Source organism: Aquibacillus saliphilus (assembly GCF_020404745.1).
In the GTDB taxonomy this organism is placed as follows: Bacteria; Bacillota; Bacilli; order Bacillales; family Amphibacillaceae; genus Aquibacillus; species Aquibacillus saliphilus.
This window is the reverse complement of record NZ_JAIZAP010000005.1, coordinates 173,555-198,563: the sequence shown is the minus strand read 5'-3', so window position 1 is coordinate 198,563 and position 25,009 is coordinate 173,555. Positions and strand designations below refer to the sequence as shown.

The following is a 25,009-nucleotide window of genomic DNA, read 5'->3' as shown; positions in this document are numbered from 1 at the left end:
AACATTGATTGGTGTTATACAACGAGGATTAAAACAAGGGTCAATTTTAACGTGGACTTTAGGGAAAGTGATCTTTCCAATAACTTTACTAATAACTATCCTCCGCTATACACCAATATTACAATGGATAGCTGATTTTCTGGCGCCGTTTATGAAATGGCTTGGTCTTCCAGGTGAGGCGGCAGTGCCATTAGTTATTGGTAATGCTTTGAATTTGTACGCAGGAATCGGTGCAATTGTTTCGTTTGATTTTACAGTAAAAGAAGTGTTTATCATGGCAATGATGCTTTCATTTTGTCATAACCTGTTTGTAGAATCAGTTGTTGCCTCTAAAGTTGGCGTTAGCTTGTGGGTTGTTATCGTTGTCAGAGTTTCTTTAGCATTAGCGTCCGCATTTATCATTAATCTTGTATGGAAGGGCGGAGGCGAATTTGCTCAATATGGATTAATTACTAAGAGTGAACAAGTTGCAGAGGGATGGTTTACTATTTTTGTTGAAGGCGTGCAAACTGCCGCTATGGCAGTATTGCAGCTAGCACTAATTGTTATTCCATTAATGGTCTTCATGCAACTTTTCCGTGAGCTAGGTTGGATGAATAAGATGTCGGACCTGCTAACGCCATTCACTAAATTACTAGGTATGGAAAAAAATACATCAATGACTTTAGTAGCAGGACTTACGATTGGCCTTGCTTATGGAGCCGGCTTAATGATTCAAGCTGTAAAAGAAGATGGGGTATCGAAAAAAGATATCAGCCTTGCATTTATCTTTTTAGTATCGTGCCATGCAGTTGTGGAAGACACCTTAGTTTTTATTCCACTCGGGATTCCAGTATGGCCACTGTTAGTCATTAGGTTAACGACTGCAATTTTGTTAACAGCTGGGATTGCTTTTGTATGGAACAGAAGCGAACATAGAAAGAGAAGGGAGCATATACATGACCATTCATACGATTCTATTTGATTTAGATGGCACATTAATTGACACAAATGAACTTATTATTGCTTCATTTACACATACACTTAAACAATACACTGACAAGGAGTACAATCGCGAGGAGATATTAGATTTTATCGGTCCTCCTCTTATAGATAGTTTTCGGTCGATTGATTCTGATCGTGTTGATCAAATGGTCCAAACATACCGTGAACATAACCTCCATCACCATGATAGTTATGTTGTTGCTTACCCTAGAGTAGTAGAAACAGTAAATAAACTAAAACAATTGGGATATCGGTTAGGAATTGTTACAACGAAGATGAATGCGACTGCTGAACTGGGGTTAAAGGTTACTGGCATGGAGGATATGTTCGAGATTTTAATTGGCCTCGATGATGTTACCCATGCAAAACCCCATCCTGAACCTATCATGAAGGCGTTAAAAGAATTAGACGCAACGGCGCCCACCACACTTATGGTTGGCGATAATTACCACGATATTGAGGCTGGAAAAAACGCTGGAACAAAGACAGCTGGTGTGTCTTGGTCAATTAAAGGAAAAGAAACTTTAGAAGCTTATCAGCCTGACTATATGTTAGAAGAAATGAGTGATCTGTTAAAGATACTAGGGGCGTGAAGTTATGCGTAAGACAGAACGTTATCGAGTGACTAAAGCAAACTCTTTATGGCACATTTATAAAACTGTTCCTTTTTGGAAAGTAGTAAAAAACTTTATTGTCATTCAACTCGCACGCTATATGCCATTTTTGTCTATCAAAAATGGACTTTATCGAAAGTTTTTAGGCATGGAAGTTGGGACTCAAACAGCTTTTGCTTTAATGGTTATGCTCGATATCATGTTTCCAGAGAGAATAACTGTCGGTAAAAATACTGTAATTGGTTACAACACTACGATACTAGCGCATGAATATTTAATTAAAGAATATCGCTTAGGTGATGTTGTCATTGGTAGTGAAGTTATGATTGGAGCAAACAGTACGATATTACCGGGCGTTACAATTGGTGACGGGGCGATTGTGTCTGCCGGTACATTAGTCCATAAGGATGTCGATGCAGGTACATTTGTTGGCGGCAATCCAATGAAACAGATATACTCTAAAGAGGAGATGGACCAACGCAAACAGGAAGATGATTTTTAATTTCTCGAATAGTGTTGCTTGTCTCTTTAATAACTTTAAACAAGAAGTAGCGCCATCTTTATCTCCCCAAAGAGAGAGAGGCGCTTTTTATTTCAATATGCAAATTAGCAAGTCTGACAGGGAGTGTACGTTAAATGGTTAAATTTTCTAATTTATATCGGGAGAATATTTTTGATTCATTAACAGTTGACCCTTTAGATGTATTAGTGGTAGGTGGAGGAATCACGGGCGCAGGTATTGCCCTTGATGCAACGACGAGAGGGTTAAAAACGGCTCTTGTAGAAATGCAGGATTTTTCCGCAGGTACATCTAGTAGATCGACCAAATTAGTACATGGTGGACTTCGTTACTTACAACAATTTGAGGTGAGTATGGTTGCAGAAGTCGGAAGGGAACGGGCTGTTGTATATGAAAATGGACCTCATGTAACAACACCAGAATGGATGCTGTTGCCTTTTTACAAAAATGGAAACCTTGGACCTTGGGCTGCTAACGTCGGTCTTAAAGCATATGACTTTTTAGCAAGAGTGAAGAAGAATGAACGACGAATCATGCTTAATTCAAAAGAAGCAATAGAAAAGGAACCGCTCCTTAACAAGAAACAATTGAAAGGGGCAGGTTACTATGTTGAATATAAAACAGATGATGCTCGTTTAACGATTGAAGTATTAAAAAAAGCACGTGAGCATGGAGCAACTGCGATTAACTATACAAAGGTCACTGACTTTATTTATGATGCAGAAAGTAAGGTTGTTGGTGCAGTAATTGAGGATCAAATTACTGGTAAAGAGCTACAGGTTTATGCCAAAAAGGTTATTAATGCTACAGGACCATGGGTAGATGAATTGAGAGAAATGGACTCTTCTAAAAAAGGTAAGACATTGCACTTAACAAAAGGTGTTCATTTGGTGTTTGATGGAAAAAGATTTCCATTACAGCAAGCGATTTATTATGATAATCATGATGGACGGATGATTTTTGCTATCCCGAGATCTGGAAAAACATACGTTGGCACTACGGACACAAGCTATGATGGGGATATTGTCGATCCCGCCATGACTAAACTAGACCGTGATTATATTATTGATGCCATCAACTTTATGTTTCCAACAGTTGGACTCGAGATTAATGATGTTGAGTCAAGCTGGGCAGGACTTAGGCCGTTAATTGAGGAAGAAGGAAAGAAACCAGGTGAGATTTCACGACAAGATGAGATATTCATATCCAAATCTGGCTTAATCTCAATGGCCGGTGGAAAGTTAACTGGATATCGTAAAATGGCCGAGAATGTAGTCGATAAAATCGTTAAGCAATTAAAACAAGATTTGGGCATATTGTATTCGGACTCTGAAACGAAGACACTGGCTATTTCCGGTGGTGAAGTGGGTGGTCCTGATGGCTTTGAGCTGTTTAAGAAGAAAAAACTTGACGACGCAAAACTTATTGGTTTAGACGCATCAGTTGCAAGCAGTTTGATTCAAAGATATGGAGCAAATGTCGATAAAGTATTTGCTAATGTAGGGGAATTGACAAATGAGGCGTTGGAAGCAAACATCGACATAATCGTTTTTGCGCAACTTAGGTACGCAATTGATGAAGAATGTATTTATAAGCCTGCTGATTTTTTTGTCAGACGTACAGGAGCACTTTATTTTGAAATTGAATGGGTGAAAAAATATAAAGATGCTGTAACAGATTACATGGCTCAAATGTTTCACTGGAATACTGAAGAGAAAAGCTATTACACCAGAGAATTGAAGCAAATGCTTTATAATGCCGTTCATCCAGAAGAATAAGGAGAAATCTCAACCATTAAATAGGGTTGAGATTTTTTGGTGAGAAAACGATAAAATGGGTTTTCGTGGCTAATTTATTGCTAAGTTAACTAATGTCAAAAATCCCGAAGAGTAGGGAAGGGAAACACTTAGGATTACAAAGAATATGTCTATTAAAACGTGTTTTAAAGCTTTGTGTTTTCCTATATAATAATGTCTAAAAATGTGATATACTTCAAACGACTTAAAGGATTACACTGATTGTTCAAAAAGAGTTTATCTCCTTTTGAATATCATAGGGGGAGACTTATGCAAACTTTAGAGGATACCAAGACCGTTAACAAAACAGATAATGTCACCCCATTCATACCTGAGGGAGATTTTTATTTTACTAAAGGTGTCGAGGCCTTTCAAAAGAGAAAGTTTGATATAGCAATTAAATGGTTAAAAAAAGCTGTTGAAGATTCTCCGAAGGAAGCCTTATATCACTGTCAAATGTCAATCGTTTATACAGAAATTGGCGCTTATCATGCGGCCAATCAAATATTAACTGAAGTACTATCAGAAAACGGTGATAGTTATATAGATTGTTATTATCTAATTGCAAACAATTATGCGCACTTAGGACTGCTCCAAGATGCGAAAAAATACACAAAAACCTACCTAGATAAAGCACCGAATGGAGATTTTACAAAAGAGGCGGAAGACTTATTAACTGTTCTTGACATCGGAGATGATGATGACGATGATGAATGGGCGTTTGAAGAAGAAGACGAACTCCTAATCTACCAAGAAACTGCCTTTTATCATTTAGAGCGCCAAGAATGGAGTCAAGCTATAACATTATTAGAGGAAATGATGGGAGTTTTTCCTGAACATATTGCTGCTAAACATGAATTTAGCTTTGCTCTCTTTTTTAATGGTGACCAAGACGAAGCAATTAGGTTAGAAGAACAATGGCTGAAAAATGATCCGCAGTCTTTGTATTGTCATACAAATTTGGCTATATTTTATTATGAGCGTAATGACATAAATAAATGTAATCAGCACATAGTTTCTCTTCAAAATGTTTATCCTATTCATGAACAACAAAAATTAAAAATAGCTAATACTTTAGCTCGTACAGGCCATTACAAAGAGGCGTATGACCGATTTAAGATGCTATCTAAGGGTCATCTGAAAGGTCATGCTTCTTATTTCAAATGGTATAGCGCCTGCCTCTACGGGATAGGTGCTTCAACAAAAGCTCTATCCTTATGGGAAGAAGGGTGTAAAAAGTATCCGTTTTTAAACAAAGAAACAAGCCCGTGGTGACATAATTTTCTTCGATTTAATATGCTGAAATAGTAAGGCTTGAGCAGAATATTAGACCTACAGCCTGTTTCGTATGATAATGTTGGAGAAAATAAAAATTAGTATTAGTGGAGGGGCTGAATGTTATGTCCGAAGAACGTATTTACGATGTAATAATTGCAGGTGCTGGTCCGGCAGGAATGACCGCTGCAGTTTATACATCTCGCGCCAACTTAGATACACTTATGCTTGAACGTGGAATTCCGGGTGGACAGATGGCTAATACAGAAGATGTCGAAAACTATCCGGGATTTGATCATATTCTTGGACCGGATTTATCTAATAAGATGTTTGACCATTCAAAGAAATTTGGAGCCGAGTATGCATATGGTGACATTAAAGAAGTAATTGATGGCAAAGAATATAAGACAATAATTGCTGGTAAAAAAGAGTATAAAACTCGATCAATAATTATTACTACCGGTGCACAATATAAAAAAGTTGGAGTTCCTGGTGAACAAGAATTGAGTGGCCGCGGTGTCTCTTATTGTGCTGTTTGTGATGGTGCCTTTTTCAAAGAAAAAGATTTAATTGTTATTGGCGGAGGAGACTCTGCAGTAGAAGAAGGCGTGTATTTAACTCGTTTCGCTAGCAAGGTTACAATTGTCCACCGTCGTGATCAATTAAGAGCACAAAAGATTCTTCAAGATCGTGCTTTTGATAATGAAAAGGTTGATTTTATTTGGGATACGCAAATTAAATCAATTAATGGTGTTGATGGAAAAGTCGGCAGTGTAACATTAGTCGACAAGAATACTGGTGAAGAATATACTCGTAATACAGACGGTGTGTTCGTCTATGTTGGTATGATTCCGTTAAGCGAACCATTTAAATCATTGGGAGTTACAAATGAAGAGGGTTATATCCCAACTAATGAAAATATGGCGTCTAATGTACCAGGTGTATTTGCTGCAGGTGACATTCGGGATAAAGAACTTCGTCAAATTGTTACCGCAACAGGTGATGGAAGTATCGCAGCTCAATCAGCTCAGAGTTATGTAGAAAATTTAATGGATGAACTTAAAGCTGTTAAGGCTGTTAAATAGAACAATGTAACAATTAGACATGGGAACGTAAATGCTTTTTAACGCTGTTGTAACACGCGCGAAATATTTATCAGTTACAATGGGGTTAACTAATTGACCCCCTTTTAATAGATAAATATTTGAAGACACAGGTGTTTGCCACCTGTGTCATTTTTTTGGTCTATTATAATAGGACACAGGTGGCAAACGGTAGGATGTGCTAAGGGCTAATTAAATTAATGAAAAAGGAAAATAGTTCATAATATTGTTTGATGATAAATATTCATTGTATAATAAGGTAAGTGGGATAATTACCATTGTAGGGAAGTTCAAAAGTTCCAGGGTGTTTATTTCTTTTTTAAAGTTGGTGCTTTTTGAACACTCTAGATATAGAAAGAGTTGATTTTTTTGCGACGCGTGGCAAATTGTATAGTGAAGCGTAACAATCATATACTTATGTTAAAAAAACCTAGGCGTGGCTGGTATGCTATGCCTGGTGGAAAGATGGAACAAGGTGAATCGATTAAGGATGCTGTTGTTCGTGAATATAGAGAAGAAACAGGACTTAAACTGATAAGTCCAGAACTAAAAGGAGCATTTACCTTTCTTGTACGGGAAAATAACGAAACAATTCAAGAGTGGATGATGTTTACTTTTTTGTCAGAAACAGTTGAAGGAAATATGTTAGAAAAAAGTAATGAAGGTGTCCTAGAATGGGTGCCAATTGAACATGTTTTGAATAAGCCAATGGCTGAAGGGGATCGGTATATTTATAACCATATTATGGCTAGTAATCAGCTTGTATATGGCACTTTCACATATACGCCAGATTATCACTTAATTGACCTTAGTCTCGATCCGCCAAGACCATAAAAAGGGGAGAAGACAGTTGGGAATTAAAGAGCATGAAACGAAGCTAGTAATCATAACTGGAATGTCTGGCGCAGGTAAGACAGTGGCAGTTCAAAGTTTTGAAGATTTAGGTTATTACTGTGTAGATAACTTACCTCCAACGCTATTGCCAAAGTTTTTGGATTTGATGAAAGATGCGACGAATAACATTCAAAAAGTGGCTCTTGTAATGGACTTGCGTGGAAGAGAATTTTTTGACTCTTTATTCGATGCGTTAGATAAACTAGGTAAGCAAGACTGGATCCAGGAACATATCCTTTTTCTTGATGCAAAGGACGAATCACTTGTTTCCCGTTATAAAGAAACAAGGAGATCTCATCCACTTGCAGCTGACGGCCTACCTTTAGAAGGAATAAAGCAAGAACGAAGAATCTTAGACGAGCTGCGGGGTCGAGCTCAATATGTAGTCGATACTACAGACTTAAAACCAAAAGACTTACGAGAAAAAATCGTTAAAAAGTATGGTGCTAAGGATCAGGAAATCTTCTCAGTCCACACCCTATCATTCGGATTTAAGTACGGGATCCCGATTGATGCAGACTTAGTTTTTGATGTCCGGTTTCTACCAAATCCCCATTACATTGAGCAAATGAGACCATTAACAGGTCTGAATTCTGAGGTTTCATCCTATGTTTTCAAATGGACAGATACACAAATATTTCTTGAGAAGGTTACAGATTTATTAAGGTTCATGTTGCCTCAGTATAAACGGGAAGGAAAAAGTCAGTTAGTGATTGCTATTGGTTGCACTGGTGGTCAGCACCGGTCTGTAGCAATTTCGGAACACCTAGCAAAACAATTCTCTAAAGATTATGTCACACATGTGAGCCATCGTGATATAGATAAAAGAAAGGGACATTAATTTATGGAGGGCACTAAAAATCCTCATGTTGTTGTACTAGGTGGAGGGACTGGGATGCCAGTTCTCTTAAGAGGACTAAAGGATTATCCAATCGACTTATCGGCTATCGTCACAGTTGCGGACGACGGGGGAAGTTCTGGTAGATTACGAACAGAAATGGCTATACCTGCTCCCGGAGATATTAGAAATGTGATTGCAGCTTTATCAGATGTAGAGCCGATGTTGATGGATCTCTTCCAACATCGTTTTAAAAATGGAAATGGCCTGTCTGGACATTCAATGGGAAACCTCTTATTAGCTGCAATGACTTCAGTTACAGGTGATTTTTATAATGGAATAAAAGAAATATCGCGGGTACTTAATGTAAAGGGAAAAATATATCCGATAGCTAATCAGAATATGTTTCTTCATGCGGAAATGACGGATGGAACAATCATTTCTGGTGAATCAAATATACCGTTAGCTAACAAAAAAATTAGACGAGTGTTTTTAAAACCAGAGCCTGTTTTCCCTTTACCAGAAGCAGTTCAGGCTATTGAAGAAGCTGATCTGGTTGTTATTGCACCAGGTAGTCTTTATACTAGTACATTACCAAATTTAATAATGCCTCAAATCGGAGATGCATTGCAAAATACAAACAGTAAGGTTGTCTATGTTTGTAATGTTATGACTCAAGAAGGTGAAACAAGTGGATACTCTGCCGCTGATCATGTTCAGGCAATTACTGATCATATAGGTCAAGGGTGTATTCATTCGATTATCGTTAATAATAAGCCAATTCAAGGGGATGTACGGGCTATTTATGCAGAAGAGAATGCTGCACCAGTCATTTACGATACAGACCGTTTAATAGGCATGGGCCTTGAAATTATTGAAGCGGATATTGTTGATCGTCAACGAAAGATGCTACGACATGACACATCCAAGGTTGCAAAATTATTATACTCATTGCTGTGACAGCATTGTTATCACGGGGAGGTGAGGAAGTTGTCTTTTGCTTCTGATATAAAGAAAGAATTAACAAAAATTGAAAACGATACGTGCTGTACGCAGTCTGAGCTGGCTGCTTTAATTCGGATGAACGGTGCGATCTCCTTGTCGAGACAGGAATATGTGTTGGATGTTCAAACAGAAAATGCTGCGATAGCACGTCGAATCTATACATTGATTAAATCGCTATATAACTATCCTGTAGAATTGCTTGTACGTAAAAAAATGAAGCTTAAAAAAAATAATGTGTATATTGTCCGATTAAAGGAAGGTGTTCGTACATTTTTATCAGATTTACAAATACTCGAAGAACCTTTTACCTTTATTAGGTCAATCTCAGAAAAATACACAAAAAAAAGATGCTGTAAACGTGCTTATTTGAGGGGTGCTTTTTTAGCAGGTGGTTCGGTTAATAATCCTGAAACATCTTCCTATCACCTAGAAATATCTAACTTTTATAAAGAGCACAACGATTCATTGTGCGAACTCATGAATTCTTTTGATCTCCACGCTAGAATTTTAGAAAGAAAAAAGGGCTTCATTAGCTATATTAAAGAGGCAGAGAAAATTACTGAATTCTTGAACTATATTGGAGCACACCAAGCACTCCTTAAATTTGAAGACGTAAGAATTATTAGAGACATGAGAAATTCAGTTAATCGCCTAGTAAATTGTGAAACGGCAAACCTGAACAAAACAATTGGCGCAGCTTTTAGACAAGTGGAAAACATTCGATTTATTTCTAAAACAGTAGGATTAGAGGCCTTACCGGATAAGTTAAGGGAAATTGCAACATTACGTGTCCAACATCAAGATATTTCTTTAAAAGAACTTGGTGAGCTTGTTTCAACTGGAAAAATTAGTAAGTCGGGAATTAATCACAGACTTAGAAAAATTGATGAATTTGCTGAAAAGCTAAGAAGTGGGGAATCACTAGGGAATTAGTCTTTCCCTTTTCTTCTCATCATGGTATAATTTAAGAACGTTAAATCGTCTTAAGTAGCAAAAAAACATATCTATTTTAAAAATAAAAGTGATTGTATAAGGTGTTCGTGTTCTTAAGAAACTCTCTAAAAAGAGAGTTAGTTTTTTGGGTTAAATGATAGCGCTTACTTTTGTGAGTGAACGAGAGGAGAATACACCATTGGTTGAAAGAACATTTATAGTTGAACTAATCACAGGCCTTCAAGCGAGGCCAGCTGCTGAGTTTGTTCAAAAAGCGAATCGTTACTCATCAAGTCTGTTTATCGAAAAAGGTGAGAAACGTGTAAATGCGAAGAGCATCATGGGTTTAATGAGTTTAGCTATTACTGCTGGAGATGAAATCAAACTAATAGCAGAAGGACCTGATGACCAAGTAGCGGTTGATGAACTTATAGCATTTGTTTCAAAGTAAAAAGAATGGTCATTCCTGTTTTAGGAATGACCATTCTTTTTACTAATTATTAAGCTTTTTTATCTGTTTCATTTTTCTCCATTACTTTGTCAATCAAACCGTAATCTTTAGCAACGTCTGCATCCATGAAGTTGTCGCGCTCTGTATCGCGTTCAATTACCTCAAGTGGTTGCCCTGTACGCTGAGAAAGGATTTTATTTAACTTGCTACGCATCTCAATAATGCGTTTAGCATGAATTTGGATGTCTGTCGCTTGTCCTTGTGTGCCACCAAGCGGTTGGTGAATCATTACTTCACTGTTTGGTAGTGCATAACGTTTTCCAGGCTCACCAGCAGCAAGTAAGAATGCACCCATTGAAGCAGCCATACCAATACAAATAGTAGATACATTTGGCTTGATGAATTGCATCGTATCATAAATAGCCATACCAGCTGTGATGGAACCACCTGGAGAGTTGATGTATAGTGAAATATCTTTTTCAGGATCCTCAGCAGCTAAGAATAGCAATTGTGCAACAATAGTATTTGAAACATTATCGTCAATTCCGCTACCTAGCATAATAATACGGTCTTTCAAAAGTCTTGAATAAATATCATATGCACGTTCTCCACGATTTGTTTGTTCAATTACTGTAGGTATTAAGTTCATAAGAAATTTTCCTCCTTTGTCTTAGTTATTTCATCGTAGTTATCGATGACTAACTATGTCTATGTATATCTTAACTAAATGGTCAATAAAGGTCAAACGAAATACATTGGACTTTAAATGATATTTCTATTCCATGCTACTAACTTAAACGAAATATGTAAAGAAAGCAGATTTTAAGAGCTTAAATGACCAATTTATTGGCAGTCTAACTCAGATAGGTTTAACTAATTCCATGATTCCCTAAATTTTTGGAAATAAACACTTGAATGTGATCTTTAAAATAAAAAATACTAGTTAAATTGCTGTTAACTCACCATTAAATCATTCAATACGTACGCCTTTTTAATTGATACCTCAACAAGATCATTGGCATGAGCAATAGGTACTATTTGTCTAGAAAAGCTACCTTATTTGAGCATATTAATGCAAGTTATTGAAATGAACGGAAATTTAAGCTATAATATCTCTTGTCCTATTTTATATTAATCCATATAATACTTGCGCTCGTAGCTCAGGGGATAGAGCATTGGTTTCCGGTACCAAGGGTCGGGGGTTCAAATCCCTCCGGGCGCGTTATAAAACATCAAAAAGACAAGGGTTATCGCTGTTAAAGCTCCCTTGTCTTTTTTGTTTGTTTGAAATCGTCGTTTGCTAACAATCTAGAGGTTGAGGAATAATTCAGCCAGAGAATTAATGCTAGGTTCTGTGTATTAAGAGAATGAAATTATGCAAAAAAAATCCCTATAAAGGGACCTTCTATTAGAAAATAGGCAGGAACATTATGTATCAAAATTAAGCCTTGGGGAGGTCATTAATTAAGATGGTTCCTACCTATGAGGGATAGTCTAACAAATAAATAGGATTGTTGGAATCTTTTTGTCGAAAAAGTCGAAAAATAGGTCTGTAAGCCTAACGATGGTCAATCTTAAGGCTGAGTAGGTGACTTAAAATGCGACGAACGAAACAAGGGGAAATCGTTTGTTAATTAAGTGGGTTCTATAAACAGGTGGTATGAAGGTTTTTAGGTAAATATATAATTTAACCTTTTGATAATAAAATGTATTGACAGTATAAATTTACCATGCTAAACTTCTCTTTAACGATAAATGACTGAAATTACAGAATTAATAATTTAATAGTATCTTATCCAGAGAGGTGGAGGGACTGGCCCGATGAAACCCGGCAACCATTAAGTATTCGTACTTAAAAAGGTGCCAATTCCTGCTGAGCGAAAGCTTGGAAGATAAGAGGTGAACTTTGTATTTCCCAAGCCTCTCTTCTTCTAGAGAGGCTTTTTAATTTTTAAAAAGGCGCTCTGGTGTCTAGCTACAGTACCTGTCCCGTCTGAGCCCAACTAAAGATTGGCGGGAATGATTAATAAGGAAAACTCCTTAGAATAGTCATTACAGAAATAAATGATTTCCTTATTTCAATGCGCCCTAAGCTTTTCCTAGAAAGGTGGTTGTGCTTCATATGAACGTGAAAGTTGCCTCATTAAGAGAAACTGGAACAATAAATATTGGTGATCTCAAGTTGGAATCTGGAAAGACGATCTATGATGCAGAGCTAGCTTATGAACGAGTAGGATCGGTTGATGATCCAGCAATTCTAATATGTCATGCATTGACTGGCACTCAATATGCGGTAGGAAGTGATGAGGATCCTGGGTATTGGTCAAATTTAATTAAATCAGGTGGATATATCGACACTGATAAATATCAAGTAATTTCTTTTAATGTAATAGGTGGCTGTAATGGATCGACTGGTCCGTTAAGTGTAAATCCCGAAACGGGAGCTTCATATCAAACAAATTTTCCTTTCGTAACAGTACGTGACATGGTAAAAGCTCAATACCAGGGTTTAGAGAAATTTGAAATAAACCATTTGCGAGCTGTTGCTGGTGGATCACTTGGCGGAATGCAGGTATTAGAGTGGGGAATTATATATCCAAACATGATGGATGTTCTATTTCCAGTTGCAGTAACACCATACCTTAGCGATTATGCGATTGCGTTTAACAATATTGCAAGGCTAGCTATCCTACAAGACCCGAAGTGGAATAACGGAAACTATTCACAAGAAGATATTCCAGAGCATGGATTAAGCTTAGCTCGAATGGTCGGTATGATTACCTATCGTTCAGGGGAGTTGTTTAACGACCGTTTTGGAAGAGAACAGCGAGCTCCTGCTGGTATAGCTCATGAGGAAATATCTTATGAAGTAGAATCCTATCTTGATTATCAAGGCAAGAAGATAACGAAACGCTTTGATGCCAATAGCTATCTCTACCTATTAAAGTCGATGGATACCCATGATATTGGAAGAGAACGAGGTGGGTGGGAAATAGCTGCAGAATTAATTGGTGCCCCCCTTCATGCTATCGGTTATAGTGGTGACCTTTTATTTTCGACAAGTGAATTGAGTAAATTTGTAACACATTTACAAAAAATAGGTAAAAAAGCAACATTTGAACAAGTAGAGACTAGATTTGGTCACGATGGATTTTTGGTTGAATTTGAAAAATGGGGATATCTTCTTCAAGCAAAACTTAATGAATTAGAAAATTATTGATTTTAAAATATTTTGACAAATTAGAATTAACATAGTAGTTTGATATTTGTGAATTAAAAATTAAATTAAAGTATTTGGATCTCTTATCCAGAGAGGCAGAGGGACTGGCCCGATGATGCCCGGCAACCAACAAGTTTTTTTAAACTTGAAAAGGTGCTAATTCCTGCAGGAAGTATTTCCTGGCAGATAAGAGGAGGATTATTAATAAAACCCTCTTCTTATGAAGTGGGTTTTTTGTTTTTTACTAACAATTCTTATTAGGGGGAAATAAACATGGCAAATTCAAAAAATACAACATACGATCTTGAAACATTATCTTTACACGGAGGGCAATCACCGGATCCAACAACAGGATCTAGGGCAGTACCTATCTACCAAACTACTTCATATGTTTTTCATGATACTGAGCATGCTGAGCGTCTATTTTCTTTAGATGAGCCAGGTAATATTTATTCTCGTATTGGTAATCCAACGGTAGATGTTTTTGAAAAACGGATGGCGTTACTAGAGGACGGGGTGGCTTCTGTAGCAACTTCATCTGGGATGTCTGCTATTACATTATCAATTTTAAATGTTGCGAGTGCCGGGGATGAGATTGTGGCAGGTACAAATCTTTACGGTGGTACTTATAATCTTTTTGCAGTAACACTACCAAGATACGGAATAAATGTGAGATTTGTAGATCCAACAGACCCAACTAATTTTAAAGAAGCAATAACCGATAAAACAAAAGCAGTCTTCGGTGAGATTATTGGTAATCCAGGCTTGCAAGTGTTAGATGTTGAAGCAGTTTCTGAGATTGCACATGCAGCAGGTATTCCGTTAATTATTGACAATACATTTGCAACACCATATGTATGTAAACCAATTCAACTTGGTGCTGATATCGTTATTCACTCTGCTACAAAATGGATAGGAGGCCATGGTACATCAATCGGTGGTGTCATTGTTGATGGTGGTCGTTTTAATTGGAATTCGGAAAAATTCCCAACTTTTTCTGAACCGGACCCAAGTTATAACGGAATTCAATATGCAGTCGATTTTGGTACGCTAGCCTTTATTACCAAGGTACGTGTCCAATTACTAAGAGACTTTGGAGCAGCCTTAAGTCCATATAATGCATTTCAATTAATCCAAGGACTTGAAACGCTACATTTAAGAGTTGAGCGTCACAACAAAAATGCTGCAGAGCTCGCTGAATATTTAGAAAGTCATCCGGCAGTTGATTGGGTAACGTATCCTGGTCTAGAAAGCCATCCATCCCATCAGCTAGCAAAGAGAATTTTAAACAATGGCTTCGGTTCAATAATTGTTTTTGGTATTAAAGGTGGGAAAAATGCAGGAAAAGCACTAATTAATAATGTCTCGTTGTGGTCTCATGTTGCTAACGTTGGTGATGCAAAATCGTTAATTATTCATCCTGCATCAACAACACACCAACAATTATCAAAAGAAAAGTTAGAAGAAACTGGTGTGAAAGAAGAACTTGTTCGTTTATCTGTCGGCATTGAATCGGTTCGAGATATTATTAATGACCTCAATCAGGCCTTGGCAAAAGCAACTGGTATTGGTACTGATGAAGGAAATGAGATTGTCGTTAATGACGAGGGTGTTATTAAATGGGCATTAAGTTCTCCGAATGAACGAGTTGAAGAAAACGGTAAGGAAGTAACACATCAGAAAACATTAGCAGTTGTAGGGCTTAGTGGTAAGGAGGCTAGACCTAGTTATCGTCTCGCACGAAAGATGCAACGACTGGGGTATAAGATTGTCCCGGTAAATCCTCGTGAAACAGAGATTTTAGGCGAAAAGGCTTATCCAGATTTAAAGAGTATTCCGTTTCAGGTTGATGTTGTGCAAGTATTTAGAAGTCCAGAAGCAGCAATTGGAATTGCACGTGAAGCGATTGAAGTAAAACCAAAGGTATTCTGGCTGCAAGAAGGTGTCGTTTCACCAGAAGCTGCTGAAATAGCAAGAGAAGCAGGAATCCAAGTTGTCCATAACAGGTGTACGTATAAAGAGGCTCAGAGACTTAGAGGAACGATTTCAACATATGCTTGTGAAATTTAAATTTGATAAGGGGTGTGACTATTATGAAACGAATACCGATCATTGATATTAGAAGCTTTGTCGCTTTAGTAGTTATAGGTTTACTAGTTATATTAGCCACTGGATGTTCAAGTGCCAGCTCAGAAGATGGAACACCAGAAAAAATACGATTGGATTATGCTTATTACTCACCGACTAGCCTGGTTTTAAAGAAATTTGGTTGGGCGGAAGAAGAATTTGAAGAAGAAGGAATTGAAATTGAGTGGGCACTTAGTCAAGGAAGTAATAAAGCATTAGAGTTTTTAAACAGTGATAGTGTTGATTTTGGATCGACAGCTGGTGCAGCTGCATTAATGTCAAAAGCAAACGGCGCACCAATAAAAAATGTTTATGTTTATTCTAAGCCTGAATGGACTGCTTTAGTTACAGATCCCGATTCAGATATACAAACATTAGAAGACTTAGAGGGTAAAAAGGTCGCAGCGACACTTGGAACAGATCCTTATATTTTCCTTTTACGTTCATTGAATGCAGAGGGCGTCTCGCCTGATGATGTTGAAATTGTTAATCTTCAACACGGTGATGGTGCATCGGCACTTGTTTCTGGATCAGTCGATGCTTGGGCAGGGCTTGATCCTCATATGGCACGCCTTGAATTAGAATCTGATGCAGAGTTGTTTTATCGAAATGCAGATTTCAATACGTATGGATTTTTAAATGTAAGAGAAGATTTTGCTGAGCAACATCCCCAGTATGTTAATCGAGTTATTGAAGTGTATGAAAAAGCAAGGAAATGGGTGTTAGACAATCCAGAAGAAGCAGCAGAGTTACTAGCCGAGGAAGCTAGCATCAGTGTAGATGTTGCGAGAAAGCAACTGGAGCGTAATGATTTTTCTGAGCCAGTTCCTGGTGATGTACACCGTAACGCTTTAGTTGAAGCAGGACATATTTTACAAGACGGTGAAGTGATTGATGCTGATGTGGATGTTGAGGAAACAACTAATGAGTTAATCGAACCATCATTTGCTGAAGAAACGATTGGAAAATAATTTAGATTTATTAGTAGTAAATCGATAGGAGGGAAAATAATGGCGAAAAATCAAGGAGAATTAACATCCGTTCTTGTAGGTCGTAATGCTATGAGAAAGAAGAAAGCAAAATTTAAATCTTACATTTTTACGCATCCAGTAATCTTAGGAAGCCTGTTGCCAGTTGTTTTACTATCTTTATGGGAGATCCTAAGCCGAATGGAAGTTTTTCCTTCCTATCAATTACCGGCGCCAACTGTTATTTTACAAACAATTATTGAAATGGGCCAAGAAGGTACACTGGTAACACATATTGGGATTACAACCTACCGGGTATTCGCTGGTTTTATCTTAGGTACTGTGGTAGCAGTAGTGCTTGGCTCGTTAGTTGGTTTCTATAAAAATGCAGAAAAATTATTTGATCCAATGATTCAAGCGTTTCGATCAATCCCGTCGCTTGCCTGGGTTCCATTGTTCATCCTATGGATGGGGATTGGTGAATCATCAAAAATTACGATGATTGCTGTTGGTGTGTTCTTCCCTGTGTATTTAAATATAGTCAGTGGAATTCTGGGTGTCGATCGAAAGCTAATAGAAGTTGGTAAAATGTACGGTTTAAATACAATACAACTAATCATACGAATCATTCTTCCAGCTTCGCTTCCATCTTTTCTTGTTGGACTTAGAAGTGGTTTAGGACTTGGCTGGATGTTTGTCGTTGCAGCTGAATTAATGGGAGCAAGTCAAGGATTAGGCTACTTATTAGTACTTGGTCAAAATACATTGTCACCTGAAACAATTATTGCAAGTATTATTCTTTTTGCAATAATTGGGAAAATATCCGATTGGGTGCTGAAAAAAATTGAAATTCGTTCACTACATTGGCAAGATCGACTGGTTAAATAGGAGGTTTTAGAGATGAGTTTAAAACTAAAAAATGTAAGCCGAACATTTGACGGGATAACGGCTGTCAAGAATTTTTCCATTTCTGCAGAACCTGGGGAGATCATTGGTTTATTAGGAACGAGTGGTTGCGGTAAAAGTACACTATTGCGTGCTATTTCAGGTTTAGATAATGATTATGATGGAGAGATTTCGATTAATGGGAATACATCTAAGGAAGTAGATGATAGAACCGGGTTTATTTTCCAGGAACCAAGATTGTTACCATGGCTTCCTGTACTTGAAAATGTGACATTTGGTTTAAAAGGAAACAAAGAGACAAAGGTTCAACGGGCTAAAGAATTTCTTGAAAATGTAGGTTTAAGCGGAAAAGAACAGCTCTATCCTAGACAGTTATCTGGTGGTATGGCCCAACGTGTTGCCATTGCACGGGCACTAGTAACTTCACCAGAAATCTTGCTTTTAGATGAACCGTTTAGTGCGTTAGACGCATTTACCAAAATGCAGTTACAGGATTTATTACTAGATGTTTGGCATACCTATAAATCTACCGTTGTCCTTGTCACTCATGACATCGATGAAGCGTTATATTTATGTGACAGAATCGTTGTCCTCCGAGGTCAACCAGGTCAAATTGATACTGAGTTTGTGATCAAAGAAGAACGACCACGACAAAGAGGTGGTCAAAAACTTGCAGAATACAAATCTGAAATACTTGATCGACTTGATTTGAATAATACACACTCTTATACATCTTAAAAAATCATGAGCATGACAGGGGGGGCATTCGCGTGTCAGATGAAAAAAACAAAACAATTTTACCGAAATCTGGTTCATTTAATCTAACAAACTACCAGGAAACGAAAGCGTCGTTTTCATGGGATAATGCTGCGAAAGAATTAAGCTTTCATAAAACAGGTAAATTAAATGCTGCTTATGAAACAATTGATCGTCATGTTGACGAGGGTTACGGTGATAAAATAGCACTTCATTATGTCAATGATCAAGAGTATCAATCACTTACATTTAAAGAAGTTAAGGATAAAACGGACCATTATGCTAAAATTTTACTAAATCATGGTGTTACTAAGGGTGATCGAGTATTTATTTTTCTACCCAAAACACCTGAATGCTATATTTCTATTTTAGCTGTTATCAAAATTGGTGCAATTGCAGGCCCTCTTTTTGAAGCTTTTATGGAAGAGGCAGTAAAGGACCGAATCAACGATTGTAATGGAACGGTATTAATTACTGATAAGCAACTTGTTCAACGTGTACCCAAGAACGAAATTCCTTCACTTGAGACAATCCTATTCACAGAGGATATTGAAGCAACCACGTATAATAATGAACAAGAAAGTCTCGTTGAGTGGGTAAATGAAGAAGATGGATTAATTATTCATTATACAAGTGGGTCGACTGGAAAACCAAAAGGGGTACTGCATGCTCACCGAACTGTCACCCATCATTTTCAGTCAGGTAAATGGGTACTGGACATCAAAGAGGATGACGTATATTGGTGTACATCTCACCCTGGATGGGTAACTGGTAGTGTTTATGGGTTATTTGCTCCGTGGTTAAACAGAGCAACAATTGTCATTCAAGGTGGACGATTTAGTGCAGACAAATGGTATCAATTAATCCAAGATTTAAAAATAACGATATGGTATAGTGCACCGACAGCATTCCGGATGTTAATGTCAAAAGGAGATCTATATAAAGATTATGATCTTTCGTCACTTAGACATGTGCTAAGTGTTGGCGAACCATTAAACCCTGAGGTTGTTGAATGGGCTTGGAACAAGCTTAATTTAAGAATTCATGATACATGGTGGATGACAGAAACTGGTGGGCATTTAATAGTTAACTTGCCATCTGAGCCAATTAAACCTGGATCAATGGGTAGACCATTTCCAGGCATCCATGTTGGAATTTTGGACTCAGAAGGAAATGAGTTGCCATGTGGCTCTGTTGGTCAATTGGCCATCCGTGCACCGTGGCCAGGATTAATGAAAGAAATATGGGGTAACAATGATAAATTTAACTCGTATTTTCTATATGAAGGCTGGTATATTTCTGGAGATTTGGCACGACAAGATGAAGAGGGGTATGTGTTTTTTCAAGGGCGAAGTGATGACATGATCAACTCTGCTGGGGAAAGAATTGGACCTTTCGAGGTAGAAAGCAAGTTGATTGAACATCCTGCTGTAGCTGAGGCAGGAGTCATTGGAAAGCCAGATCCAATTCGCGGAGAACTTGTTAAGGCATTTATTACACTGCGTCATGGTTATATTGAATCAAAGGAATTATTAGAAGAAATTCGTATTTTTGTTAGAAAAAATTTATCCGCACACGCCGCTCCTAGAGAGATTGAAGTAGTAGAAGAACTTCCTAAAACAAAGATAAGCGGGAAAATCCTTCGAAGACAGTTAAAACAATCGGAGATTCAGAAAAACCAAGAACTTATAGTGTAAAGTATCTTTGGTTAAAATACCTGTCTAACACTCCTTTCAACCACTTCAGATACACTACAATCTTTACTTGGAAAAGAAGTAGAGATTTTAAAATGAAAGGGAAAAGAGGGATACCATTCCATTTTAATAGAGTAAAGTGGTAGTCAGCACACTTTTTCATCCATGTGTCCACTGTGGATTGTTAATGAACTGTTGTAGTTTTAGTTAGGGCAGTTTATGATAAGATTAACTCATTTTGTAGTGTTAACTAAGAAAAAAGGTAGTTATTATCCCTATATTATTCAAGGTGACACAAGAACTGTAAAATAAAAGAGAATACATAGCAAAAGTTAAGGAGATTAGACGTGAAGCGTTTACTATGGATTGGATGTTTTACCTACTTATTAATTGGACTTACTCACATAATTGTCGGTTCATTGCTGACAGAAATTCTTGACCACTATCAAAAAAGTTATACAGCTGGTGGCATGTTAATTGCCTTCCAATCTGTCGGATTTCTAACAGGCGTCATCATGTCTTCCCATCTCTTGAAATTTCTGGGACGGAGACGTATTGTAGTTGGTGCAATCGTAATGCTTGGTTTATCTCAAATAGCATTTATGTTCTTATTTCCATGGGAGTTACTACTCCTCTTTGCAATTACTTCTGGTATTGGTTTTGGGGTCATTGAACCATTAGTTGGATCACTCATAATCGACGGTGTAAAAGAGCAACAAGCAGTCGCTTTTAGTCGTTTAGAAGTCTTTTTTGGGATAGGTTCACTGTTTATGCCAATCATATCAGGATGGCTTGCTACCACAGATTTATGGCGTTTTTCGTTTCTCGTTCTATTCATGTATGCAGTATTAATTGGATTTATATGGATGAAAGTATCCTTTGGTGAATTGGAACACTTAATGATTAAATCAGTTAAAAAACAAGATAAGCAAATAGACGCTACCACTCCATTAGGAAATAGTCGTTATTTTTTAATTGGATTTATGCTGTTTTTCATGATCTATGTTGGAACCGAAGTTAGTATCATGAATTTTTTACCGTCCATCCTTATTAGTAAGTTAGAAACCGGTACTTTTGCAGCAACTATTGCTGTAACGTATTTCTGGGCAGCAATGGTTGTAGGTCGACTTGCAGCAGGATATTTAGCTGAAAGAATGAGTTACGGTCGATATCTGGCTTGGTGCTGTTTGGGTACAGTAGTGTTTGTCGCTAGCCTTGGATTTGTTACTAGCTTGTGGGTTGGTTATGTATTGATTGTTTTAATAGGTTTGATGATGGCAGGGATTTTTGGTATAGCTCTCGTTTATGCAAATCAACTACTACCTGGTAGTACTGATCGAAACACGAGTATTCTTATCGCGTCAGGAGGGGTTGGTGGCATCTTTTTACCTTTGCTTACTGGAGGTATAATGGATCACTTTCCAACTCCTATTATTTCGATTGTACTTGCAACATTATCATTGTTTTTATTCGTTTTTATTATTGTGACTGTTTTTCATAAAGCTGAATCTGAAGAATATATAGAAATAAAGGCGAATAGCTATTAAGATTTAAAAAATTCTGTTTACAGGAGCAAGAGTTGGTTAAAGTAATTAAAAAATATTTTAGTGATAGGATGGTTTAATGATTATTAGTCAATCAAAATCAAGAAAAGTAGTAATTGTCGGGACAGGTTTTGTAGGATCTAGTTATGCTTATGCATTACTAAATCAAGGGATTGTCAATGAGCTTGTATTAGTAGATGTGAACTTGGATAAGGCTAAAGGTGAAGCAGCAGACTTGAATCACGGGATGCCATTTGCCTCACCGATGAAAATTAGAGCTGGTGGGTATGAAGAGTGTAATAACGCAGATTTGGTTGTAATTACTGCAGGAGCAAATCAGGCACCAGGAGAATCACGATTAGACTTGGTTAGTAAAAATGCGAAGATATTTAAGACAATCGTTACTAATGTTATGGAATCTGGTTTCAAAGGAATTTTTGTAGTAGCGACTAATCCAGTTGATGTGTTAAGTCATGTAACACTAGAAGTGTCGGGATTACCAAAAGAGAGAGTAATTGGATCGGGTACAATTCTTGATACAGCTAGGTTTCGATATTTATTAAGTGAACATTTTCAAGTAGATTCCAGGAATGTTCATGCCTATATCATTGGAGAGCATGGTGATTCAGAGTTGCCTGTATGGAGTCACGTTCAAATTGGTGGTGTTCCTCTGAGTAGGTACGCAAAAATTAATGATGTTGAAAACGATGAAGATATGAAGAGAATTTTTGAAAATGTTCGTGATGCAGCCTACCATATTATTGAACGTAAAGGTGCTACTTATTACGGGATTGGTTTGGGACTAGTACGATTAACAAAAGCAATTTTGCACAATGAGAACTCAATCGTGACTGTATCGACTCTTCTAGAAGGAGAATACGGAATTAACGACGTTTACTTGGGAGTTCCAGCAATTGTAAATGAGTACGGGGTCCGAGAGATATTAGAATTACAAATAAACGAATCCGAACAACAAAAATTACAAAAATCTGCTTCTATTTTGAATGAAATGAAAGAAAAAGCATTTAGTTGAATTAATTCCAGTCTGAGAACGGTCTATCCCAACTTTATGTGCATGTCAATTGCAAAAAATCAGTAGTATGAAATTGACTTTAGTTAAAAAAACTTCTCTATAATCATAGAGAAGTTTTTTTCTGTGTTAAAATTGATCTATAAGCTCTTAAAAATTAGTTCATGGAGGATACCCATGAAGCAAACGTTGACACAATCTCAGAATCTATCCTGGAAAATGACTCAGTCACTTTCCCAATCAATTAAATTATTACAATATAACGGCCTAGAATTATTAGATTATATCAAGGAAATTGCAAACGAAAATCCATTAATAGAGCCTATTGACACTGTATTTGATTATACGATTAAGTCATGTTCTTTCAGCCATGTATCTGATGGTGGTATCGGATCTTTTAAAGATCGTCCACCATCACTTTATGACCAGATGAAGCTTCAACTTGGAGAAGTAAAAGTTTCGCCTGAATTAGAACCTGTTCTTTCATATGGGATCGGTTCGTTAGATGAAAATGGTTATTTAACGATTGGATTGTCCGAATGGGCTGAAGCTTGTTCTACTTCGGAAAAAGTAGTTGGACGGGCGCTTAACGTTATTCAGTCACTAGACCCATCTGGAGTTGGTGCACGTGGCTTAAGGGAATGCTTGCAACTACAATTAAAACGAAATAATCCTTCAAATGAAATTCCACAAACAATTGTCCTGGAACATTTGGACTGGGTTGCAGATGAAGCACTTGATTTAATTTGTGAAGAATATCACCTCTCTTCAGAAGAAGCAATGGAGAGTATAATAGCAATTAGAAGCTGTCATCCGAAGCCTGGGCAACTATTGTCAAATCAAAACGCTTCCTATATTGTCCCAGATGCCCAATTTTATAAAGTAGATGGATCATGGAAAATTAGAATCCATAAATGGAATTACCCAACGATTCAAGTTAGTAAAGAATATGCTTCTATTAAAACGGATGATAAGAAAACAAGTGCTTATATACAAGAAAAGCAACAGGAAGTTCAATGGTTGCAATCTACAATTAATTACCGAAAGTTAAAACTAGAAAGTGTGCTAGATTTACTATTAGTTGAACAACGCGACTTTTTTGAATATGGGCCTTTAATGCTAAAACCATTAAAATTAAGGGATTTAGCCACTAAGTTAGATGTACATTTATCAACTGTCAGTCGCATGTTCAAAAATAAATATGTCCAAACACCTCATGGTACAGTTCCGTTCAAACTATTTTTACAATCAGGAATAAGTAATAGTACAGGAAAAGAGTCTTCTATTGTTTATATCAAGCAATTAATAAAAGAGATAATTGACATAGAAGACAAACAAAAGCCAATATCGGATGAAGCTGTTCGTAAACAACTACTTAATCAGTATCAGATTGAAATCGCTCGTCGCACTGTTGCAAAATATAGGGTTGAACTAAAAATTCCTACATCAAAACTTAGAAAAAGGCTCTTTTGTTAAGTATTGTTGCTTTTAAATCATCACAGTTGATAGAAAATGCGACGTAACTTTTATTTCCACTCTAATTGAATCGAGTGCCCCTGAGTGAGAATAAATCCGGTTTGAGTGCACATTCTGGGATGCTGAATGAGAATAAATCCAGTGTGAGCGCGCATTCCGGGATGCTGAGTGAGAATAAATCCGGTTTGAGTGCGCATTCCGGGGTGCTGAGTGAGAATAAATCCGGATTGAGCGCGCATTCCAGGATGCTGAGTGAGAATAAATCCAGTGTGAGCGCGCATTCCGGGATGCTGAGTGAGAATAAACTCCGGATGAGTGCGCATTCTGGGAGGCTGAGTGAGAGTGCGCATTCTATAGTTTTTGTGTCAAAAGTAAAAAGCATTTTCGGTGAGACAAGTAACCGCAGTCCAATCCTTTTAGAAAACAGCCCAGAAAAGAGAGGTAATATACATGCTCCAAGTTAACTTTTATACAAAAAAGAACTGTCCATTATGTGAAGATGCTAAGCAATTATTATATTTACTGAAAGATGAATTCGCATTTGAACTAAACGAGATTGACATATATACAGATGATGCGTTGTTAGAAAAGTATCAATTAATGATCCCGGTCGTCCATGTTGCTGGACAGGACATTGATTACGGACAAATAAATTATGATTACATTCGCGAAGAATTTATTGAGTTGAATAAAAGTAAATAACCATCTGAGTCTTTTAAAAAGAAAGATGGTCATGATCATAATAGTAAATGTTGGCTTACATTCCTGGTAGATCACAGATGGAGGGAATGCTTCCCAAAGTTTTTGCACAAATTAGTTGTGGTAAAATCAGCCATCTGATACAATATTAGTTGTAAGAGGATATTTTTTTGCTT

The 25,009-nt window shown here is 37.2% G+C and carries 22 protein-coding genes, 1 tRNA gene and 2 riboswitches; of the genes, 22 read left to right on the top strand and 1 reads right to left on the bottom strand.

The window, feature by feature from the left end:
- The first annotated feature begins 4 nt into the window (after positions 1-4).
- From LD272_RS07720 to LD272_RS07670, 11 genes are all read left to right on the top strand, one after another.
- A complete protein-coding gene (locus LD272_RS07720) occupies positions 5-964 on the top strand; it encodes a nucleoside recognition domain-containing protein (RefSeq protein WP_226036026.1) in 960 nt (319 codons plus the stop codon).
- Positions 939-1,577, top strand: a complete 639-nt coding sequence (gene ppaX, locus LD272_RS07715; protein WP_226036025.1) for a pyrophosphatase PpaX — start codon at positions 939-941, stop codon at positions 1,575-1,577. The genes LD272_RS07720 and ppaX overlap by 26 nt, the downstream gene beginning before the upstream one ends.
- A 4-nt stretch (positions 1,578-1,581) precedes the next feature.
- Complete coding sequence (locus LD272_RS07710; RefSeq protein ID WP_226036024.1) at positions 1,582-2,100, top strand: acyltransferase; 519 nt, start codon at positions 1,582-1,584, stop codon at positions 2,098-2,100.
- Positions 2,101-2,234: 134 nt separating this feature from the next.
- Positions 2,235-3,896, top strand: coding sequence for a glycerol-3-phosphate dehydrogenase/oxidase (locus tag LD272_RS07705; RefSeq protein ID WP_226036023.1), 1,662 nt, complete (start codon positions 2,235-2,237; stop codon positions 3,894-3,896).
- Positions 3,897-4,184: 288 nt separating this feature from the next.
- On the top strand, positions 4,185-5,189 hold the full coding sequence (locus LD272_RS07700) for a tetratricopeptide repeat protein (protein ID WP_226036022.1): 1,005 nt from the start codon (positions 4,185-4,187) through the stop codon (positions 5,187-5,189).
- Between the two features lie 125 nt (positions 5,190-5,314).
- Positions 5,315-6,274: a thioredoxin-disulfide reductase gene (gene trxB / locus LD272_RS07695; RefSeq protein WP_226036021.1), complete on the top strand. Its 960-nt coding sequence runs from the start codon at positions 5,315-5,317 to the stop codon at positions 6,272-6,274.
- A 396-nt stretch (positions 6,275-6,670) separates the two neighbouring features.
- The gene (locus LD272_RS07690; RefSeq protein ID WP_369413948.1) at positions 6,671-7,126 is read left to right on the top strand and encodes an NUDIX hydrolase; all 456 of its coding nucleotides are present in this window, start codon (positions 6,671-6,673) and stop codon (positions 7,124-7,126) included.
- A gap of 16 nt (positions 7,127-7,142) precedes the next feature.
- Complete coding sequence (rapZ, locus tag LD272_RS07685; RefSeq protein WP_226036019.1) at positions 7,143-8,027, top strand: RNase adapter RapZ; 885 nt, start codon at positions 7,143-7,145, stop codon at positions 8,025-8,027.
- A 3-nt stretch (positions 8,028-8,030) separates the two neighbouring features.
- Positions 8,031-8,984: a gluconeogenesis morphogenetic factor MgfK gene (mgfK, locus tag LD272_RS07680; RefSeq protein WP_226036018.1), complete on the top strand. Its 954-nt coding sequence runs from the start codon at positions 8,031-8,033 to the stop codon at positions 8,982-8,984.
- Between the two features lie 30 nt (positions 8,985-9,014).
- On the top strand, positions 9,015-9,962 hold the full coding sequence (gene whiA / locus LD272_RS07675) for a DNA-binding protein WhiA (protein WP_226036017.1): 948 nt from the start codon (positions 9,015-9,017) through the stop codon (positions 9,960-9,962).
- A gap of 199 nt (positions 9,963-10,161) precedes the next feature.
- Entirely contained in the window at positions 10,162-10,413 is a 252-nt protein-coding gene (locus LD272_RS07670) for an HPr family phosphocarrier protein (RefSeq protein ID WP_226036016.1), read from the top strand.
- Positions 10,414-10,462: 49 nt separating this feature from the next.
- Here LD272_RS07670 and clpP read toward each other — a convergent pair whose 3' ends face one another.
- Positions 10,463-11,062 carry an ATP-dependent Clp endopeptidase proteolytic subunit ClpP gene (gene clpP, locus LD272_RS07665; RefSeq protein WP_226036015.1) on the bottom strand — a complete coding sequence of 200 codons (600 nt, stop codon included), beginning with the start codon at positions 11,060-11,062 and terminating at the stop codon, positions 10,463-10,465.
- Positions 11,063-11,562: 500 nt separating this feature from the next.
- Between clpP and LD272_RS07660 the strand changes: the two genes are divergently transcribed.
- The 11 genes from LD272_RS07660 (at position 11,563) to LD272_RS07610 (ending at position 24,836) form a co-directional block, all read left to right on the top strand.
- Positions 11,563-11,635 (top strand) — tRNA-Arg (locus LD272_RS07660).
- A 567-nt stretch (positions 11,636-12,202) separates the two neighbouring features.
- Positions 12,203-12,312, top strand: a riboswitch (SAM riboswitch).
- A 223-nt stretch (positions 12,313-12,535) separates the two neighbouring features.
- Complete coding sequence (gene metX / locus LD272_RS07655; RefSeq protein ID WP_226036014.1) at positions 12,536-13,633, top strand: homoserine O-acetyltransferase MetX; 1,098 nt, start codon at positions 12,536-12,538, stop codon at positions 13,631-13,633.
- Between the two features lie 80 nt (positions 13,634-13,713).
- A riboswitch (SAM riboswitch) is annotated at positions 13,714-13,826 on the top strand.
- An 80-nt stretch (positions 13,827-13,906) separates the two neighbouring features.
- Positions 13,907-15,703 carry a PLP-dependent aspartate aminotransferase family protein gene (locus LD272_RS07650; RefSeq protein ID WP_226036013.1) on the top strand — a complete coding sequence of 599 codons (1,797 nt, stop codon included), beginning with the start codon at positions 13,907-13,909 and terminating at the stop codon, positions 15,701-15,703.
- 23 nt (positions 15,704-15,726) lie between these two features.
- Entirely contained in the window at positions 15,727-16,731 is a 1,005-nt protein-coding gene (locus tag LD272_RS07645; protein ID WP_226036012.1) for an aliphatic sulfonate ABC transporter substrate-binding protein, read from the top strand.
- 39 nt (positions 16,732-16,770) lie between these two features.
- Positions 16,771-17,616, top strand: a complete 846-nt coding sequence (locus tag LD272_RS07640) for an ABC transporter permease (protein ID WP_439647386.1) — start codon at positions 16,771-16,773, stop codon at positions 17,614-17,616.
- Between the two features lie 12 nt (positions 17,617-17,628).
- Complete coding sequence (locus tag LD272_RS07635; RefSeq protein ID WP_226036011.1) at positions 17,629-18,372, top strand: ABC transporter ATP-binding protein; 744 nt, start codon at positions 17,629-17,631, stop codon at positions 18,370-18,372.
- 32 nt (positions 18,373-18,404) lie between these two features.
- Complete coding sequence (gene acsA / locus LD272_RS07630) at positions 18,405-20,087, top strand: acetate--CoA ligase (RefSeq protein WP_226036010.1); 1,683 nt, start codon at positions 18,405-18,407, stop codon at positions 20,085-20,087.
- A gap of 344 nt (positions 20,088-20,431) precedes the next feature.
- Positions 20,432-21,631, top strand: a complete 1,200-nt coding sequence (locus LD272_RS07625; RefSeq protein ID WP_226036009.1) for an MFS transporter — start codon at positions 20,432-20,434, stop codon at positions 21,629-21,631.
- A gap of 76 nt (positions 21,632-21,707) precedes the next feature.
- Complete coding sequence (locus LD272_RS07620) at positions 21,708-22,661, top strand: L-lactate dehydrogenase (RefSeq protein ID WP_226036008.1); 954 nt, start codon at positions 21,708-21,710, stop codon at positions 22,659-22,661.
- 174 nt (positions 22,662-22,835) lie between these two features.
- Complete coding sequence (gene rpoN / locus LD272_RS07615) at positions 22,836-24,134, top strand: RNA polymerase factor sigma-54 (protein ID WP_226036007.1); 1,299 nt, start codon at positions 22,836-22,838, stop codon at positions 24,132-24,134.
- Between the two features lie 450 nt (positions 24,135-24,584).
- Entirely contained in the window at positions 24,585-24,836 is a 252-nt protein-coding gene (locus tag LD272_RS07610) for a glutaredoxin family protein (RefSeq protein WP_226036006.1), read from the top strand.
- Positions 24,837-25,009 lie beyond the last annotated feature (173 nt).